Here is an 18,436-nt window from a genome sequence, read left to right on the forward strand (position 1 = left end):
TAATTGTGGAACACTTAACTCGGGAGTCCATCATGCGCTTGAAACTCGCCTTCCTTGCCGCAACCGTACTTGTCTCAACTCCTTGCCTTACGCTTGCCGCCGAGCGTGGGGGCGTGGTCAATGTTGCTACGATCGGTGAACCCCCAACGCTCGACCCGATGGCATCTACTGCCGATCTTGTCGGCATCGTCACCCAGCATTTTTTCGAAACGCTCTACACCTTCGACAAAAGCTGGAAGGTTGCGCCGCTGCTCGCCGAAAGCCTGCCCGAGATGAGCGCTGACGGGAAAAGCTATACGATCAAGTTGCGCAGCGGCATTACCTTCCACGACGGCTCCGAAATGAATGCCGACGATGTCGTCGCCTCGCTCGGCCGCTGGATGAAAATCGCCTCGCGCGGCAAGCAGGCGGCCCCATTCATCGATGCGGTGACCGCCACCGATCCGCAGACGGTCACCATCACCCTCAAGCAGCCCTATGCGCCGCTTCTTTCGCTACTCGCCTTCAACAATTCGGCGGCCGTCATCCTGCCGTCGGAAAACCAAGCCGACACGATGAACGCGGTGATCGGCACCGGCCCCTATATGCTGAAGGAGCGCAAGCCGGACCAGTATATCCAGCTGGTGCGCTTTGACGGCTACAAGTCCCGCTCCGGCGAGGCGGACGGTTATGGTGGCGCCCGCCATCAGTATCTTGATGAAATCAGGTTCGTTCCTGTTCCCGACCCGAACACCCGTGTGGAAGCGGCAATCTCCGGCCAGTACGCTTACGTGGATTCGATCCCGGTCGAGGCCTATGACCGGGTCAAGTCCTCTAGCGCCTCCAAGCCGATCATGCTGAAACCTTTCGGCTTCCCGGTCTTTGTCTTCAACACCAAGGAGGGCCTGTCCTCCAGTCTGGCCGTGCGCAAGGCGGTGGAAAAGGCCTTGAACACCGAAGACATGCTGGCCGCTGCCTTCGGTGCCAAAGATTTCTATGAGGCCGACGGCGCCTTCTATCCCGCGTCCTACGTATGGCACACGGAGATCGGCACAGAAGGCAACTACAATCTCGGCGATCCGGAAGGCGCGGCGAAGGATCTGAAGGCCGCCGGTTATGACGGCAAACCGCTTCGAATCCTCACAAGCCGCCAGTACGAGTTCCACTACAAGATGGCGCAGGTCGCGGCCGAATATCTGAAACTTGCCGGCTTCATCGTCGATCTCCAGGTGGTGGACTGGGCAACGCTGACGCAGCGTCGCGCCGACCCGAAGCTGTGGGACATCTACATTTCCCACAGCCCCTTCCTGCCTGAACCCGCCCTGATGGGAGCGCTGTCTACCAGTTCCCCCGGCTGGTGGGACACGCCGGCCCGCAAGGCAGCGGTCGACGCTTTCACCTCCGAAGCCGATCCGGACAAGCGTATCGCGCTGTGGCAGGCGGTCCAGAAGACCATGTATGACGAACTGCCGCTCCTGAAGATCGGTAATTTCAATGCCGTAGCCGCTGTGTCGAACAAGCTTGAGGGTGTCGAGCCCGCCCCGTGGCCCTACTTCTGGAATGCCTCCGTCACCCCGTGATCTGAACCGCGGGATGCCGGCACGATTGCCAGCGTCCCGCTGACGCCCCGCATGCGGCACCGGAACCGAACTGTATGATCAGCTATATTCTCAAACGTCTGGCCGGCATGGTAGTCGTCATGTTCCTGGTGGTGACGATCGTATTCATCATCGTGCGTGTAACGCCGGGCGATCCGGCCGCCGTGATGCTCGGCCCGGATGCGACACCTGCCGACATTGTGGCGCTACGCGCCCGCCTCGGGCTCGATCAGTCGATCCTGGTGCAATACGTCTTCTATATCGGTCAGTTGCTGAAGGGCGACCTCGGGCAATCGATCTTCCTCAACATTCCGGTCGGCCAGGCGCTGGTCGAGCGGGCAGAGCCGACCTTTTTCCTCACGGTTTTTTCGCTTCTCATTGCAGCCGTCATTGCGCTTCCCATCGGCATTTATGCTGCCTATCGCCGTGGCTCGATCATCGATCAGGCTTCAACAACAATTGCCATGCTCGCCGCCAGTATTCCAAGTTTCTGGCTGGGCCTCATCCTGATGCAGATCTTTGCCGTCCGGTTGGGATGGTTTCCGGTGTCGGGTTACGGCGGGCCGGATGCGAGCTTTCTCGACCGGATGTATCACCTGACGCTGCCGGCCGTCGCGCTAGGTCTCGTCTCGTCCGCGCTCATCCTTCGCTTCACCCGCGCCTCCATGCTCGACGTGTTCAGCGACGACTATATCCGAACCGCCCGAGCCAAGGGGCTTGTCGAGCGCCGCGTTGTCCTGAAGCATGCGCTGAAAAATGCCCTCATCCCAATCCTCACCGTGCTCGGCCTGACGGCCGCGGTGCTGATTGCCGGCGCTGTCGTCACCGAAACCGTGTTCGGCCTGCCCGGCGTCGGAAGCCTCGTCGTCTCGGCGGTCCTGCGGCGTGATTATCCCGTCATCCAGGGTGCGCTGCTGGTGATTGCCGGCCTCTATGTCCTCATCAACTTCCTGATCGACATGCTCTACCTGCTCATCGACCCAAGGGTGCGCTACTGATGGCCGAAATCACCACCACAGCCAGCCAACCGGCCGCACCACGGGCTCTCTTCCTGCGCCGTTTCCTGAAGCGCAAGACGGTAGCTGTCGGATTGATCGTGCTGGCGATTTTTGTTCTCCTTGCCGTTCTTGCGCCTTGGATTGCGCCATACTCTCCTTCGAAACTGTCGATCGTGAACCGGTTGAAGCCACCGAGCACGCTCTTTTGGTTCGGCACGGACGAGTTCGGCCGCGATATCTTCTCACGCACCATCTATGCGGGGCGCCTGTCGCTGTTCGTCGGCGCATCGGTGGTTTGCCTGTCGGCGGTCATCGGCGTGACGCTCGGGCTCCTGGCTGGCTTCTTCAAGCGACTTGATACGCCGATTGCCCGACTGATCGATGCCATGATGGCCTTTCCCGACATCCTGCTGGCCATCGCGCTGGTGGCAGCGCTTGGACCGTCGCTTGCAACCGTCATTGTCGCTCTTTCGGTGGTCTATGCGCCACGGCTTGCCCGCATCGTGCGCGCCTCGACGCTGGTGATCCGCGAACTTCCCTATGTGGAGGCGGCCCGGGCGCTCGGCATCTCCACCTGGCACATCATGACACGCCATGTGCTGCGCAATCTGGCCTCCCCTATTCTGGTTCAGGGCACCTTCCTGTTTGCCAGCGCCATGCTGGCTGAGGCCGGCCTTTCCTTCCTCGGGCTCGGCGTCAGCCCCGAAATTCCCACCTGGGGCACCATGATCGCTGCCGGCCGCCAGTATGTCGGCCAGGCGGACTGGATGACCTATTTCCCGGGTTTTGCCATCATTCTCTCGGTCCTCTGCCTGCAGATGGTGGGCGACGGACTGCGCGACATGCTCGATCCCAGACTTCGAAAGGACCTCTGACATGGCCGACAGCACAGCGCTCAAACCGCTCCTTCTCAAGAACGTCAAGCCGATGGCCTTCTCCACGCCTTCCGCGGCAAAATCGACCGACATCCTCGTCGGTGCCGATGGTCATATCGCCGCCATTGGAGACAGCCTGCCCCAGCCGCCAGATGCAACCGTGATCGATGGCGCCGGTACCTACATCTCTCCGGGCTGGATTGATCTGCATGTCCACATCTGGCACGGCGGAACCGACATTTCCATCCGTCCTTCCGAATGCGGAGCGGAACGCGGCGTGACGACGCTTGTCGATGCCGGATCGGCCGGGGAAGCCAATTTCCACGGGTTTCGCGAATATATCATCGAACCCTCACGCGAGCGGATCAAGGCCTTCCTCAATCTCGGCTCCATCGGCCTTGTCGCATGCAACCGCGTGCCGGAACTGCGCGACATCAAGGATATCGATCTCGACCGCATCCTGGAATGCTATGCCGAAAACAGCGAGCATATCGTTGGTCTGAAAGTCAGGGCCAGCCACGTGATCACCGGTTCGTGGGGTGTGACGCCGGTCAAGCTCGGCAAGAAGATCGCCAAGATCCTCAAAATCCCGATGATGGTGCATGTCGGCGAGCCGCCGGCACTTTATGACGAGGTGCTGGAAATCCTCGGCCCCGGCGATATTGTCACGCACTGCTTCAACGGCAAGGCCGGTTCCTCGATCATGGAGGACGAGGACCTGTTCAACCTGGCCGAACGCTGCGCCTCGGAAGGCATTCGCCTCGACATCGGCCATGGCGGCGCCTCCTTTTCCTTCAAGGTCGCGGAAGCGGCAATCGCGCGCGGCCTCCTGCCGTTTTCGATTTCGACGGACCTGCACGGCCATTCCATGAACTTCCCGGTCTGGGACCTGGCCACCACCATGTCGAAGCTGCTCAGCGTCGGAATGCCGTTTGAGAAGGTAGTGGAGGCAGTGACCCTCGCGCCCGCCTCTGCCATCAAGCTGTCGATGGAGGACCGTCTGAGCGTCGGCGCCCGTGCCGACTTCACCATTTTCGATCTCGTCGATGCCGATCTCGAGGCCACCGACAGCAATGGCGACGTCTCGCGCCTAACCCGGCTGTTCGAACCGCGCTATGCGGTGATCGGCGCCGAAGCCATCACCGCGTCACGCTACATTCCGCGCGCCCGCAAGCTGGTTCGTCACAGCCATGGCTATTCGTGGCGGTAATCGCGCTCGCTTCCGCATCAAGGAGTTGTCTTGACCCATCCCCGCATTTCCAATCCCGATCCACAGCAGACGGCATATGACCGGCTGGCTCGGCTCGGGATCACGCTGCCGCCGCCGCCGCCGCCAATCGCGAATTTCGTCACGCATGTGGTGGAAGGTGGCATGCTCTATCTGTCCGGCCAGGGGCCGCTCGAGGCAAACGGCTACCTGCACGCAGGCAAGGTGGGGGGCGATGTGAGCGTCGAGGAAGCCTATCTCCATGCCCGGCTCGTCGGCATCAACCTTATCGCGGTCATGCAGCATGCGCTGGGGGATCTCTCCCGCGTGAAGCAGGTGGTCAAGCTTTTGGGCATGGTCAATGCCATGCCGGATTTCCTTGATCACCCCAAGGTCATCAATGGCTGCTCGGACCTGTTCCTCGATGTATTCGGCACGGCCGGCCGGCATGCCCGCTCGGCGGTCGGCTTTGGATCACTGCCTGGCAACATTACCGTTGAAATCGAAGCGATCGTGGCGTTGAGGGATTGAGGCACATGTCAGCGATTGCGCCAGCCCATCATCTTTTCGATCTTTGCAGCCGAGGCTTTGACGCTTTCCGCGTAAGGATTGTCCCTGCCGATGACCTTCTGTTCGGGCAGCACGATCGAGATGGTGGCAACGCAACTACCAGCATCATTGACGATGGGAGATGCAATACACGCGACGGCGTAGTCGGATTCGGCCACTTGGACGGACAGCCGCTCCGCGAAGGCGCTGCCGGCGGCATCGCACAGAGTCGCGGCATCCACTTCCGCCCGTCCCGTCGGCGAGATGCGAGCGCAGCGGCGGAAGAGCTCTCGCCGTTCCTCCGGGGCCATATGACCGACCAGCAGCCGTCCGGACGCCGTCCAGTTGAGCGGAACACGGGTTCCGACCCGAGAGGCAAACTGGAAATGGCTCGGGCCATCCGCCATGGCCAGCACCAGCATATGGTCTCCGTCGCGCCCGCACAGCTGTACCGTCTCGCCAACCTGCCGGCACAGGTCGTGCATCTCCTGAGTGGAGACGCTCATGAAATCAAGCGACCGGGCATAAGCAAGGCCATAGTGGTAAAGCCGCGGCCCGAGCCAGATCGCGTTGTCGGCGTTGCGCGTGAGCATCTGCTTGTCGACGAGGTCCTCGATGATGACATAGACGGTCGAGAGCGGCGCGCCGATCGCCTTGGCGATGGCATAGGCGCCAGCCGGCTCGCCCGTCTCATAAAGATGGTCAATGACCTGCAGCGCCCGATCAATACCGCTGACGCGGCTGCGGCGGGTGGTCTTTTCCCCCTCCTCCAGCATGGCGACGTCAGGGATGGAAACAGGGCTGGACGCTTGAGATGACACGACGATGCTCCTCGAGGATTTCGAGAGGCTATTATATTATTATGGCATAGCTGTCGATAGTCATCGGCATGCCGGCAGATCAGGAGAAACGACACCATGTCCAACGACCTTCGCACGCGGCTCGGCCTTCGGCCGGTCATCAACGTTTCCGGCACGATGACGAGCCTTGGCGCCTCCATTGTTGTGCCGGAGGCGATCACGGCCATGGCAGAGATCCTGCCGCACTTCGTCGAGGTCAATGATCTCCAACGCAAGGCAAGTGCCGTGATCGCTCGGCTAACCGGTGGCGAGGCGGGCTTCGTGACTGCATCCTGCTCGGCCGGCATCAGCCTTGCGGTGGCCGGCGCCATCACCGGGCCGGATCTCCTCGCCATCGAGCGGCTGCCCGATCTCGCGCCAGAAAAGAACGAAGTGTTGGTGCAGATGGGCCATGTGGTGAGCTACGGCGCGCCAGTCGACCAGTCCATCCGGATAGCGGGCGGCAAGGTCGTAATGATCGGTCAGGCGACGTCCACCCATCGCTACCACATGGAAAATGCCATCAACGAACGCACCGCAGCCGCCGTCTACGTCGTTTCACATCATGTTGTCGATTATGGGCTTCTACATCTGACCGAGTTTGTCGAGATCGCGCATGCCAAGGGTGTACCCGTCATCGTCGATGCAGCGTCCGAATATGATCTCCAGAAATTCCTCGCCAGCGGCGCCGACATCGCGCTTTATTCCGGACACAAGTTCCTCGGTGGCCCGACCACCGGCATCGTCGCCGGCCGCAAGGAACTAGTGCGCAACGCCTTCCTGCAGAACATGGGCATAGGCCGCGGTATGAAGGTGGGCAAGGAAAGCGTCTTTGGCGTGATGGCGGCACTCGAGGCCTGGGAAGCGCGCGATCATGAGGGGGTGCGGGCCCGCGAAACCGGATATCTGGCGCTGTGGAACGAGGCGCTCAAGGGGCGCGCCGGCGTGACCGCGCTGGTGGAACCCGACCCGACAGACAATCCGCTCGACCGCATGCGGGTGATCATCGACCCGCGCGAGGCGCATATCACTGCCTGGGATCTGGCCGCTGCCCTTCGCGCCGGCAGCCCACCGATCATCGTGCGCGACCACGAATCCGAGCACAACTACTTCTATCTCGACCCGTGCAACCTGCATCCGGGCGAGGAAGTGGTCGTGGCCGAGCGCCTCACCGCAGAACTCGACAAGGCACGCGCCTCCAACGAGATCATCGCGACGCCCATCGAAGACCTCAGCCGCCACCGCTTCGATGGCATGCTGCGCTGGCCCGACTGAAGCAGTTTTAACAGACGGTCAGACCATAGCGCCAAGAGGGAGAGATGATGAGAGATATGATCATTGCAGTCAAAGGACAGGACCCTGTCCTGTCGGTGGAGAACCTAACCACCTCCTTCATCGTCGACGGGGCCTGGAAACCTGTTGTCAATACCGTCTCCTTCGATGTTGCGGCCGGCGAAACGTTGGCCATTGTTGGCGAAAGCGGCTCTGGCAAGAGCGTCACCTCTCTCTCCGTCATGCGGCTTCTCGACCCCGGGTTGAGCCGTATCGAGGGTCGCGTCCGGCTTTCCGGGCGCGACCTTCTATCCTTGCCTGAGCGCGACATGCGCAAGGTGCGTGGCAACGAGATCGCCATGATCTTTCAGGAGCCGATGACTTCGCTCAATCCGCTGTTCACCATCGGCGACCAGATTTCCGAGGCTCTTCTCTGCCACGGCAGTCTTTCCGCGACAGAAGCGCGGGCCGAGACGATACGGCTTCTCGAGAAGGTCCGCATTCCGTCTGCCGCCTCGCGTTTTGACGAATATCCGCACCGTTTCTCCGGCGGCATGCGCCAGCGCGTGATGATCGCAATGGCGCTCGCCTCAAAGCCGAAACTGCTGATCGCTGACGAACCGACGACAGCGCTCGACGTCACCATCCAAGGCCAGATCCTCGACCTGATCAAGGAATTGCAGGAAGAAGACGGCATGTCGGTTCTCTTCATCACCCATGACATGGGCGTGGTGGCTGAAATCGCCGACCGTACGGTGGTGATGTATCGCGGAGAACAGGTGGAGACCGGAAAGACGGCCGATATCTTTTATCGCGGCCAGCATGCCTACACCCGCGCACTTCTGGCCGCCGTTCCCGTGCTCGGTTCGATGCAGGGTCATGCGCGCCCGCTGCGCTTCCCGGTGGTCGATCCATCGACAGGCGTGGCGAACGAGGCGATCGAAGTCGAGGATACGGTCGATGCGACGCGACCGGTTCTGGAGGTGAAGGGGCTGACGAAGCGTTTCGACATTCATGCCGGGCTGCTTGGCCGGTTGGTCGGGCGCGTTCATGCGGTGGAAAATGTTTCATTCGACCTGATGGCGGGAGAAACGCTGTCACTGGTCGGCGAATCCGGCTGCGGCAAGTCCACCACCGGGCGTGCCATCATGCGGCTGATCGAACCAGATTCCGGCTCGGTCATGATTGACGGCCGCGACATGCTGACACTTGGCCAAAGCGACATCCGTCAGATGCGCAAATCTGTGCAGATGATTTTCCAGGATCCTTTTGCCTCGCTGAACCCACGCATGACCATCGGGCAGGCCATTGCCGAACCCTATCTGGAACACCGGATGGGGACTGCCCGCGAGGCGCGCGAGGTAGTGGCCGATCTTCTCGTCAAGGTCGGCCTTGGTGCCGACATGGCCAACCGCTTTCCGCACGAGTTCTCCGGCGGCCAGCGGCAGCGGATCTGCATTGCCCGCGCGCTTGCGCTTCGCCCGCGCGTCATCGTCGCCGATGAAAGTGTGTCTGCGCTCGACGTATCGATCAAGGCGCAGGTGATCAACCTCATGCTGGACCTGCAAGCGGAACTCGACCTCGCCTTCCTGTTTATCAGCCACGACATGTCGGTTGTCGAGCGGGCAAGCCACCGGGTGGCGGTGATGTATCTCGGTGAGATCGTCGAGATCGGCCCGCGCGCTAGCGTCTTCAGCAATCCGCAACACGACTACACTAAGAAACTGCTCTCCGCGGTTCCGGTCCCCGATCCGTCCCGACGGCGGCAAAGGCGTGACTTGGTGGTGGATGACCTGAAGAGCCCCATTCGCTCGAGCGATGAAGTTATGCCGGTGCGCACATACCGCACGGTTTCGGACGGCCATCTTGTGATGAACTGACCGGCTGGCATCATCAATTTTATGAAGCCAGGACGTCTATGAGATAAAGAGGGATGACAGACCGTGACCCTCTTTACCGCCGCCATCCTTTCCCGGCCAAGATGATTGCCCGCGCCGTGTGGCTCTGCTCGAAACCGGGGATGGTCTTCCGCATTGCAGCTTCGTAAGACCGAGCTTATCGGTGATCATCACTCGCGGCGCTCGGCCCCGGTTCTTACCGTTCCCACAAAGGCCTGAACAACGGGGCTGAGAATGCCCACCGGCAGTTCGGCGACGAGAGCGGATCAGGAAGCGCTTCAAGTCGCCGCGACATCTACATCGCTTCGTCGCAATCCATGACCCGATTGCCAATCTGTTCCACATCCCGCGCCACGACATCCCCTCTAAGCATCATCGCGAAATGCGTTCAGAGGCGATGAACCTGCGGGCGAAGATCGGCCGAGCATGAAGTGCCCGGTAAAGCTGGCTTGCGGGTGCTCCTCGCAAGTCAAGTTTTACGATGCGTTCGACACGTCGCGACCGATGGTTTGCGCTTGCGATTGATGAATGTTGCTTGGGTGACGTTCCCAAACCTTCGTCTAGCTATTCAGGATACGGCGACCCATTCACATTTGACGACAGAGATCGACTGTTTGGGAACGTCACGCCAATCAACATTGGCACAAGCCGTGATCCGCGCCCATCGACACACCGACAAAGGAGATCGCGCGCATGAAGAGAACGGAGTATCGGCGGTATCACACCGCGAAGGGATCGTCGGCAATTTCGATGCTGGTAGTCCTGTCTGCCTACGGACTGACGGTTTTGTATCTAGCGGTAGATATAATGAAGGGGCCAGACATTCGCCTTCGCGTTCACACTCCTTCGTGGCAAATCGAAGGAACCTCGGTCGGGCTGAGTTCGCCCTCCAAGAGGGTGTACCATTGACGGCGGGTGGAGATCCCATGGTGGAGCAATGTAACCGTCCTACCCTTGACACAGAATACAGTGGGCTTTGGGTGGTCCGAGATTTTGCGAAGCGGTATCGCCTCGACGCACAAGAGGAAGCGCGCCTCCAGAAACTTCACGGCCCGGTAGCAAGACTGGAGGCCCTCCTCGCAACTGCTCGTCGCTATTAGACTCACGTCTAATGCCAGCTAGTCGACCTGGCCGCGAGCAACAGGGATATCTCGCAATCCCAACTGCAGCCGAAGTCGTCCAGCAGCACAATTCACGGAACAACAAAATGACGGCAACTTCGTACACCACGTATGTCGGTAGGCTTAAAAATCTTTACGTCGAAATACTTGCAAACCCTGACAGCGTGGAATCCGCTCTCATCGAGATTATCATCTACCGAAATGGCTATGGACACAAAGCTATCCATCGAGTCGCTGGGGGAAAAGTCGCACAAGAAGGTTTCACAGGCGAAATAGTAGCCTCCGCGTGGGCGAAAGCGCCGGTCGGCGCTGTCCTGGAGGAGATCGATCGGTTCTTCGCACTGGGAATGTTCTACGCATACTCCGATGAGGCCTTTATCGGCGACAAGGGGCCGTTCTCCACGGCGCACTGGGACGCCACCCTGGCCGAAATAAAATTTTCCTATAGTAGGTCGGGGCGCTCCACCTTGATGCAACGCATGCTTTTTGTTGGCTTTACCGACGAAATTCATGCCGAATTTTCGCTTGCCGTAGATCAGGGTATATTGGTGCAAGATCATGCGGACGGCCTCATTCACTATGAATGGCGCGTCACCAAGGTTGCAAATAACCCGTCCGCTTTGAGCGATCCTTCAGGTAATCAAGTCGTGGCGGCCACTCCGCTACCGGAGGTCAGCTTGCAAAAGCGACCGAAGCCAGCTCCTCGTCAGTGGCTTCGGTTGCTTCAAGACTGGGTACAAAGATGGGCAGCTTCGTTCCGTTGACCCAAAACAGAGTGCTACCGCCCAGACGACACCAACTATATATTATGTCACGCATGCATCGCCGGGAGGCTTAGCGTCACCCAGTGATTTAAAATGTGAAACGTGAGGAGAGCTTCTCCGTCATCCAAGAGCGCCAGGGCAAGATCCCTTCCAACGGATGCCGAGCCGTGATCTGCCTCTAGGGCACGCAGCGTGACATTGGCCCGAGCATCGCGAAGCTCCTGTGCAAGCGGCAGAAGATGTTGCAGCTGCCATCCGTGGTCGTGGGTGTCCGACGTGTCGAGGCCTGGCTAGCCGAAATAATGTGAACCAGAAACAACCGGTAGTCGCCTAAGGACTCAACAGGATACCGCGCCCATTCAAGGTCACCATTGCCTTCAGGGCGGAAACTTCATCGGGGAGATCGGCGGAGCCAAGCGTTGCCAGCACATACACCAACATGGCCATCGCGCTGTGTCGTGAAAAACCGGATCAAAACTCCAGCCTGTCTTGCGACTACGATGGCTGAGGTGAAGCGAGAAATAGCCTTCCAAACCGTCCTGTCCGTTGAAACGTTGAGGACTCCAGCCCCCCAATTTGCCGCAGACGGTGAAGTAGCAAATTGGCGAGCCCGGGCTCGCCAATCGCGTTAGTTGATCCTAGTTCGTTCGGCAAACTCGGCGACCAGGTAAAAATCGCACTTGGCCAACGATTTAGAGTGCCGATTCAACCTGCGTCCCCCGATGAAGTCGAGCAGCGCCGAGAGAACGCTTTGGATCAGTAGTCCCAGAACAAAGGCACCCAACGAAACGCATCACCTGACCGAGCGACACGGCCCAGTGAAGGGAATGGCAGGTGCGTAGCGACCAGCAGTTCACCACTCTCTGCAACTTCCCGAAGGAGATCTATCCGGACGCGGGCAGCCTCCTCAGGATCGTGTTCGAAGCCGTTGTGCCACTCAGGCTGTTCGAAGCCCACGGTGAAGACAGCGTCGCCAGCAAATGTCAAAGCCTCGCCCTGAGAAGTGAGACGGATAACACAGTGACCAGGAGTGTGGCCACCAGTACGACGAGCGACGACGCCTGGGGCAACCTCCACCTCTTCATCGAACGTGTGGAGCTGATTGTGGTACTCGTTCAAGAAGCGTTTCGAAGTTGCCCGGAGAGCGTCCGGAAAGCCATCGGGCATAGCAGTGAGCGAAAAATCGGGCGCCTCCCAGAACTTGACTTCCGCGGCGGCCACGTGGATCCGCAGGTCTGGACGGAGTTTTTCCTTCACTCCTTCGACAAGGAGACCGCCAATGTGATCCATGTGCAAGTGAGTGAGCACAACGTCAGTAACGGACGAGAGATCGATATCGGCCGCTTCCAGTCGCTTTACCAATTGACCGGCCCTCGGGAGATGGAGGTCTGGGTCGAGGCCCAAGCCCGCATCCAGAAGGATGACCTGCTTACCGCTACGAACAACGACGGCATTTAGCGGCCAGTCAAAGGCCTCGGGTGGCAAAAATTGATTTGCCATCCAGGTCGCACGAACAGCGGGGTCCGCATTGTGCCCAAGCATTTTCGTGGGGAGCGGAAGGACTCCGTCGCTGACCACCATCACGTCGATGTCGCCGATCTTCAGTGCGTATCGAGACGGAACCAACTCGGAGGCGCCTGATTTGCCTGGATGAAAGGTGTTCTCTGCGGGAATTTTTGTCTGCTGCGTCATAGTGCGCTCCTGTGTTGCTGTAGCACCAACCTGTCACCGTCCATTCGCCGATGGGGATTTGGCTTCAACGACGGAATCAAACGACCTGGAAATGCACGCTGCACTACTGTGGTGGACGTTTGTTCGGTGATGGCTAGCTACGTTTTACCGTTGCGGACTTCCCTTCGTAATCCAAACTTAGGTTTGGGGCGGGGTGGTGGGGCTGCTAGTCACGCAAGTCACGGGATAGCGGAGGCTCCCCCTACACGGACGAACGGTACGTACCAGCGGAGACAGTTCACGCGCCTAAGGCGTGGCTTAGGTGTCAAACTGTCGGCTCCATGATGGCGCTACGCTGAAGTATACAGACTCGCCGACGAAACTGATTTGTTAGATGAATATATCACACTAAGGATCTGATATATTTAGATTCTGGCATTGAGCGTCTCGTTGCCATTATTATTTCTTCTTGTACCGAGGGCAGTTCGTGGAGACGGTCGACATAGGCAGCCACGGCGGGAAAATCCACCCACAGTCTTCCGAGCCCCAGGTATTGCAGCCTCGTGAGGCTGACTGCCCAGAAAATGTCAGCCAGCGTCAAGCTTGGACCGCAGAGCCATCCAGTACCGGCCCCCTCGAGATCAGAAGCAAGCTGTTCGACTATTCGCCTCGCCGAAGCGCGAAGACTGTCTTGAAATGCGAAATCGTATCGAAGATTTAACCCGCCTGCTTCCTTGGCGATCTTAGCCCTGTATGCCTCCACAAGTTCAGGATCCCCGATATTTTGTGACAACAACGCTCTCAGCGCCTCAACTTTTTCCTCATAAACCGTGGACATCGCTTTTTTGAGAGGATCGGGCCTCAGGTCTGCGTTTTGGGGGAAGCCGTACAGTAGTCCTGGATGTGGCGTAACATCGACCGCTCTCAGCTGGCGGCGTACAATTTGCAACTGGACCGGGTCAGTGGGAATTAATCTGTCGTTGCCGCCCGCAACCGCATCGATGTGAATGCAGATACGCAGCGAATCCACGACCACCTCGCTGGTTTCTAAATCCACCAGCGTCGGAACCGCACAAGCGTCCAGCCCTACTTCTGACACGGAGGAGATTCCGGAATATGCTTGAGCTAGCCCAACGCTTCCTGCGCCCTGGCCGCGGAGACGTAGGCGAACGTAATCGGGGGAATAGTTCTCAGCTGGTATCAACAATCCGTTCGCCTCGCGCCGTCCGAGGATCAGCATCTCGTTCGATTCGTAGGCCGCACCCCGCTGCGCCAAGGTTGCTCTAACCTTCTGCGAGCAAAACGACATTGCGGCATGGAAAAGGACGAAGCGAGGCTTTCCGCTACCAACGGGGTTAGCGGAGCGGTCGACATCCGCCAAACAAAGGCGCGCCCGGTCGAGCATCTTCTGTAATTCTGCGTTTTCCATATCCATTTCCTCGGGTTACGGGCACGCCATTCAGGCTGAATGTGGATTGAAAAGTAGGCTTTCAGTCTGGTGCCGCAGATCCTGGCTACCCAGCCGGCTCGAACGGTCACTGGAGACTAACGTCAACAGACAAGGCCGCGTGCCGTCCAGACTTCGGGAAAAGGAATTTCGTCCATTGTAGGCAGAAGCCATTGGATCGCATCCACCCCATGGTACGCGGGACGTGAGCCAAATGTACGCCGCGTCGCCATGAGATGCAGATATTTCCAGTTGGTGAATTCGACCGCAATGTCTGCCAGAAGTTCCGCGAGGGCACGCCACTCGTCAGCAGGGTCGTCCTGGCGGTAAATCTCCGCCCACACTGCCTCGATTTCCTTGTTCGGAACATACGCGACAGAATATTCCGGCTGGAGATATAGTTCCGGAATGGATTTTCCGGAGCGTGCCAGCGCGGCTAGAACATCATCGTAAAGGCTTGCAGAATTCAGCCGTTCGGTCAGTTGCTTGTGCCGATGGGGTTGAGATTCAAAGTGCTCAAGCGAGGGCCTGTCCTTCACACCGAGAAGATAGACCATCTCCCGGAAGGACCAGCCTTGAAGCGCCGTATCTTTCCCATGTCTGGCGCTGAGCCCTTTCAGGATGGGCATGAGTTCTGCTGGTGTGAGCCACGACAACGAACGCCAGTTGGCGTTGAACGCTTCCATGTGGCTAACTATCCTGCGGAGTACCCTGTTGGTCGCCGCGATACGGTCGCCGCGTAGCTCATTTTGGGCCACAACGAGCTCTCGTGTGATCAGTGCCCAATAAATCTCACTTATTTGCACGTTTGCTAAGAAGGCCGGTTCGGCTGGGCTCTCGCTCACAAAATCCTGAAGAGTGTGGAGCGCTTCCGTCTGCACATACCGACTGTAAGGGGTATGGCCGTCTGCGAGAGGTTGTGTGTTAATCCCGGTGTCACTCATCGTTCCATCCTCTTTTTTGGCTAATGCCGCCGCTCTTTTTGAGCTGGTCCGACGAGAGCGTAAGAGTATAATGGGCGATCCAACAGTCGGTTCATCTTCGACTTAGCGTCCAAAAGCATGAACGATGGTTTTGAAGGCGGGCGGACCATGAGGCCGCCCGCCGTATTCCTTATTGCAAACCAGCTTTGTCGAGACCGAACGCCTTGTCAGCCGAGCCAGGTACTGCGCGGAATGCGACGCTGGCGCGGTTCCAGCTGTTGATGACCATGATCTGGAACGTCAGGTCGGAGATCTCTTTTTCGGACAACTGTCCGCGAACCTTCTCGAAAAGTTCATCCGAAACACCGCCTTCAGGAAGCTTGGTCAGCGCTTCTGTCCAAGCGAGCGCAGCGCGCTCGCGTGGGCTAAACAAGGTCGATTCACGCCAAACGGCGATATGGTAGAGACGAAGTTCGCGTTCGCCGTGAATCTTGGCTTCCTTCGTATGCATGTCCAAGCAGAAGGCGCAGCCGTTAAGCTGAGACGCTCGGATATCGACCAGGTCGATAATCGATTGCTCGATGGAACCGTTTTTCACGTCGGTGCTGAAACCCATCAAGCTTTTGAAAAGCTCAGGAGAGAGTTGCGCATAATTAAGCCGCTGAGTCATTGTTCTAATCCACTCTGATTGTGTTCGGGCTAGGCAGCGCATGGATGGCTGCATTTGCAAGATTCATCGTGGATCAGCCCGATGGTGGGGCATAGCTATACTCCCGTTGGGGTTGCTCTCGGAAAAGCATGGCGAGAAAGCCCCCCTAGTCGCAATTGGTCTACGCGGCCACTAAAATCTCGTCGCTCGGCCCGAAAAACTCATAGTGAATACGATCAGGATGAACCCCAGCCTTGACCAATCCAGAGACTAGGGCCGCGAGGAACGGTCTTGGGCCGCAGAGATAGAAATCTGCTTCGTTGAATGGGACGTGGTCCTGGAGCCAAGGCACCGTGATGAACCCGTCGAGATCATGCGAGTAGCCTGCGGCATCGCGAACGTTCGGTTCGCTGTAGAACGTCTTGACCGTAGCCTTGCCATGGTTCGCGGCCAAAGTGCGAACGTGACGGTCCATGGCATGCGTTTCACTGTTTAGTGCGCCGTGTACGAAGTGGGTTTCGATTTCGGGATAATCCGAGGCAATAGTTTCTAGGATGCTCACCATCGGGGTGAGTCCGACACCGCCAGACAAGAGAACGACGGGTCTTGCCGGCTCGTCCGCTAAATAGAAGTCACCAGCAGGTGGCGTCGCCTCAAGAACGTCTCCTACCTTCATCTGATCGTGGAGAAACCGCGAAGCGCCCTGCCCGTTCGCTTCTCGCTTGACTGATATCCGATAGGTTTCATTATTCGGCGCGCACGAGATTGAATAGTTGCGCTTCAGCACTGCGCCACCATCAACGGCCATTCGGACCGTAAGGTATTGACCCGGTTTGTGACGCGAGACTGCGTCGCCATCGACAGGTCTGAGCGTAAATGACGTTACCACGCTGCTTTCCCTGACCTTGCTCTCGATCCTGAAAGTGCGCCAACCGTTCCAGCCGCCAACCGTAGTCTCCAGCCGGGCTCTGATTTCCACTTCGCGTTCACACAATACATCCGCGAGAAACCAGTAAGCTTCCCCCCAAGCCGCGATGAGTTCAGGAGTGGCAGCGTCGCCCAAGACGTCGGCGATTGCAGAAAGAAGAGCCTTAGCAACAAAAGGATAATGCTCGGGGAGAATATGGTAGCCGATGTGTTTATGCGCGATCCGTTCCACCACTGGAATAAGTGACTCCAGGTTCTCTATATTCTGGGCATAGGCCAGGATTGCAGACGCCAACGCTTTGACTTGTGACCCCTCCTGCCCCTGATTCGAATGATTAAATAGCTCACGAATGTGGGCATCCTGAAACAGTATGGAGTACATCCGACGCGTGATGTCGGTTCCGTGGGCAGACAGTGCAGGAACACTGAGTTTGACGAGTGCGATCGTGCGTGATGAAAGTGGCTGTGGCATGGTACTTCCTTTCTAAAGTTGATGGCGTGATGGATTGCGGTCGTAGAATTCGACCCTGAGAGACACGTATCCTAGGATTTCGAGGCGGTGGCTGACGTGTGGTTTGACCAATACGGAACTCCCGCCGCCAACCACAACGGAGTGCTCGCCGTCATTTTCCACATAGCGGACCGTGCCTGCGGCGACTCTGATCAGAGCCCACGTTGCGCCGTCGTGTTCAGCGTTCCGCAGCAATGCACCCGGCATTGTCTGGTCGGTGAAATCTTCAGAAACCTTGAAAGCGCGCAGAGGTGGAGTGTTCGAAGTGGACGTAACGCTTCGTTGTTCTGTCATTGAAAATCTAAGCTTTGTAGCTATGCGCGCTGCCTTCGATTGAAGAATCAAAGCTGCGTCTGCGCAGAGCAAATCTTCAGTGGTGGCCCTCCACAGTTCCAGCCAACGATCAAACATCTCCGGATTTATTCGGTCGCGATGCACGTAATGTATTGCGAGAGGATTCCCCTTGTACTTCCCGCTCATCAGGGCAACGGATGACCAAAATTCGCTTAGTCGAATAAGATGTTCATCCCAGTCTTCGACGACGTCGAAGACATTCGACAGCAGGTCGTCATTCCGCACGCGATCATAAAATCTGCGAACAACCGCTGCGATCTCCGGTTCAGTTAAAACATCCATCTGAGACACCCTTAAAAATGCATCTTATATGCATGTATAATAGCCCCCAAAAAGATGCTAATGAAATGCATGTTTTGGGGATGGGCTTTTTGCCGCAGGATCGAAATGCGCCTTACACTCTACACCGACTACGCCATACGCGTGCTCATCTACCTCGCCGCCCGCGAGGATGAGCTCTGTTCAATTCGCTCTATTTCGTCAGCGTTTTCAGTTTCACAAAATCACCTCATGAAGGTGGTGCAGGACCTTGCAGCGGCGGGATTTGTCAAATCCGTGCGAGGGCGGATGGGCGGTATACGTCTTGCGATGCCTGCGGAGGACATTAACCTCGGCCGCCTACTTCGTCATACAGAGGGTCTGGACGATCTGCTGGCGTGCTCGATCTGCATCGTCAAACAAGCGTGTGGAATGCCGACGGTTTTATCCGAGGCCACAGCCGCCTTCGTTTCAGTGTTCGACAAATACACCGTTGCGGATCTCGTCCATCGCAAGGTCGAACTCAATCTGATTTTGCGTCCTCATGAGAGACGTACGGCTGGTTAGGCATTGCTTTGAACCCGCGTAACAAAACG

At 58.1% G+C, this 18,436-nt stretch carries 16 protein-coding genes and 1 pseudogene; 10 read left to right on the plus strand and 7 right to left on the minus strand.

What is annotated here, in order from left to right; genetic code table 11:
* The first annotated feature begins 32 nt into the window (after nt 1–32).
* The 5 genes from LQ231_RS12405 to LQ231_RS12425 all read left to right on the plus strand — a co-directional run bounded on the left by LQ231_RS12405 (nt 33) and on the right by LQ231_RS12425 (nt 5,188).
* The gene (locus tag LQ231_RS12405; RefSeq protein WP_230171536.1) at nt 33–1,559 is read left to right on the plus strand and encodes an ABC transporter substrate-binding protein; all 1,527 of its coding nucleotides are present in this window, start codon (nt 33–35) and stop codon (nt 1,557–1,559) included.
* A gap of 74 nt (nt 1,560–1,633) precedes the next feature.
* Nucleotides 1,634–2,575: an ABC transporter permease gene (locus LQ231_RS12410; RefSeq protein WP_230171537.1), complete on the plus strand. Its 942-nt coding sequence runs from the start codon at nt 1,634–1,636 to the stop codon at nt 2,573–2,575.
* Nucleotides 2,575–3,450, plus strand: coding sequence for an ABC transporter permease (locus tag LQ231_RS12415; RefSeq protein WP_230171538.1), 876 nt, complete (start codon nt 2,575–2,577; stop codon nt 3,448–3,450). Before LQ231_RS12410 ends, LQ231_RS12415 begins: the two co-directional genes overlap by 1 nt.
* 1 nt (nt 3,451) lies before the next feature.
* Complete coding sequence (locus LQ231_RS12420; protein WP_230171539.1) at nt 3,452–4,660, plus strand: amidohydrolase/deacetylase family metallohydrolase; 1,209 nt, start codon at nt 3,452–3,454, stop codon at nt 4,658–4,660.
* 30 nt (nt 4,661–4,690) lie between these two features.
* A complete protein-coding gene (locus tag LQ231_RS12425) occupies nt 4,691–5,188 on the plus strand; it encodes a RidA family protein (protein ID WP_230171540.1) in 498 nt (165 codons plus the stop codon).
* Between the two features lie 8 nt (nt 5,189–5,196).
* Here the strand turns inward: LQ231_RS12425 and LQ231_RS12430 are convergent, their stop codons facing one another.
* Entirely contained in the window at nt 5,197–5,982 is a 786-nt protein-coding gene (locus tag LQ231_RS12430; RefSeq protein ID WP_230173326.1) for an IclR family transcriptional regulator, read from the minus strand.
* Between the two features lie 141 nt (nt 5,983–6,123).
* On the opposite strand from LQ231_RS12430, the gene LQ231_RS12435 reads away from it, so the two are divergent.
* The 4 genes and pseudogenes from LQ231_RS12435 to LQ231_RS12450 all read left to right on the plus strand — a co-directional run bounded on the left by LQ231_RS12435 (nt 6,124) and on the right by LQ231_RS12450 (nt 11,100).
* Complete coding sequence (locus LQ231_RS12435) at nt 6,124–7,320, plus strand: aminotransferase class V-fold PLP-dependent enzyme (RefSeq protein ID WP_230171541.1); 1,197 nt, start codon at nt 6,124–6,126, stop codon at nt 7,318–7,320.
* Nucleotides 7,321–7,364: 44 nt separating this feature from the next.
* The gene (locus LQ231_RS12440) at nt 7,365–9,197 is read left to right on the plus strand and encodes an ABC transporter ATP-binding protein (protein ID WP_230171542.1); all 1,833 of its coding nucleotides are present in this window, start codon (nt 7,365–7,367) and stop codon (nt 9,195–9,197) included.
* 215 nt (nt 9,198–9,412) lie between these two features.
* Nucleotides 9,413–9,645, plus strand: a pseudogene (locus LQ231_RS12445) (IS6 family transposase); the annotation flags it as partial.
* A 777-nt stretch (nt 9,646–10,422) separates the two neighbouring features.
* On the plus strand, nt 10,423–11,100 hold the full coding sequence (locus tag LQ231_RS12450; protein WP_230171543.1) for a hypothetical protein: 678 nt from the start codon (nt 10,423–10,425) through the stop codon (nt 11,098–11,100).
* Between the two features lie 756 nt (nt 11,101–11,856).
* Here the strand turns inward: LQ231_RS12450 and LQ231_RS12455 are convergent.
* The 6 genes from LQ231_RS12455 to LQ231_RS12480 all read right to left on the minus strand — a co-directional run bounded on the left by LQ231_RS12455 (nt 11,857) and on the right by LQ231_RS12480 (nt 17,864).
* Nucleotides 11,857–12,792 carry an MBL fold metallo-hydrolase gene (locus tag LQ231_RS12455; RefSeq protein WP_230171544.1) on the minus strand — a complete coding sequence of 312 codons (936 nt, stop codon included), beginning with the start codon at nt 12,790–12,792 and terminating at the stop codon, nt 11,857–11,859.
* A gap of 382 nt (nt 12,793–13,174) precedes the next feature.
* On the minus strand, nt 13,175–14,200 hold the full coding sequence (locus tag LQ231_RS12460; RefSeq protein ID WP_230171545.1) for a glutathione S-transferase family protein: 1,026 nt from the start codon (nt 14,198–14,200) through the stop codon (nt 13,175–13,177).
* Nucleotides 14,201–14,322: 122 nt separating this feature from the next.
* Nucleotides 14,323–15,162: a tryptophan 2,3-dioxygenase family protein gene (locus LQ231_RS12465; RefSeq protein WP_230171546.1), complete on the minus strand. Its 840-nt coding sequence runs from the start codon at nt 15,160–15,162 to the stop codon at nt 14,323–14,325.
* A 169-nt stretch (nt 15,163–15,331) separates the two neighbouring features.
* Complete coding sequence (locus tag LQ231_RS12470; protein WP_230173328.1) at nt 15,332–15,811, minus strand: carboxymuconolactone decarboxylase family protein; 480 nt, start codon at nt 15,809–15,811, stop codon at nt 15,332–15,334.
* A gap of 160 nt (nt 15,812–15,971) precedes the next feature.
* Complete coding sequence (gene hmpA, locus LQ231_RS12475) at nt 15,972–17,189, minus strand: NO-inducible flavohemoprotein (protein WP_230171547.1); 1,218 nt, start codon at nt 17,187–17,189, stop codon at nt 15,972–15,974.
* A 12-nt stretch (nt 17,190–17,201) separates the two neighbouring features.
* Nucleotides 17,202–17,864 carry a DUF1971 domain-containing protein gene (locus LQ231_RS12480; RefSeq protein WP_230171548.1) on the minus strand — a complete coding sequence of 221 codons (663 nt, stop codon included), beginning with the start codon at nt 17,862–17,864 and terminating at the stop codon, nt 17,202–17,204.
* A 105-nt stretch (nt 17,865–17,969) separates the two neighbouring features.
* Here LQ231_RS12480 and LQ231_RS12485 point away from each other — a divergent pair, with 105 nt between their 5' ends.
* Nucleotides 17,970–18,407 carry an Rrf2 family transcriptional regulator gene (locus LQ231_RS12485; protein WP_230171549.1) on the plus strand — a complete coding sequence of 146 codons (438 nt, stop codon included), beginning with the start codon at nt 17,970–17,972 and terminating at the stop codon, nt 18,405–18,407.
* The last annotated feature ends 29 nt before the right edge of the window (nt 18,408–18,436 follow it).

Origin of the sequence: Rhizobium sp. CECT 9324 (genome assembly GCF_918741265.1) — a bacterium.
Taxonomy (GTDB): Bacteria; Pseudomonadota; Alphaproteobacteria; order Rhizobiales; family Rhizobiaceae; genus Allorhizobium.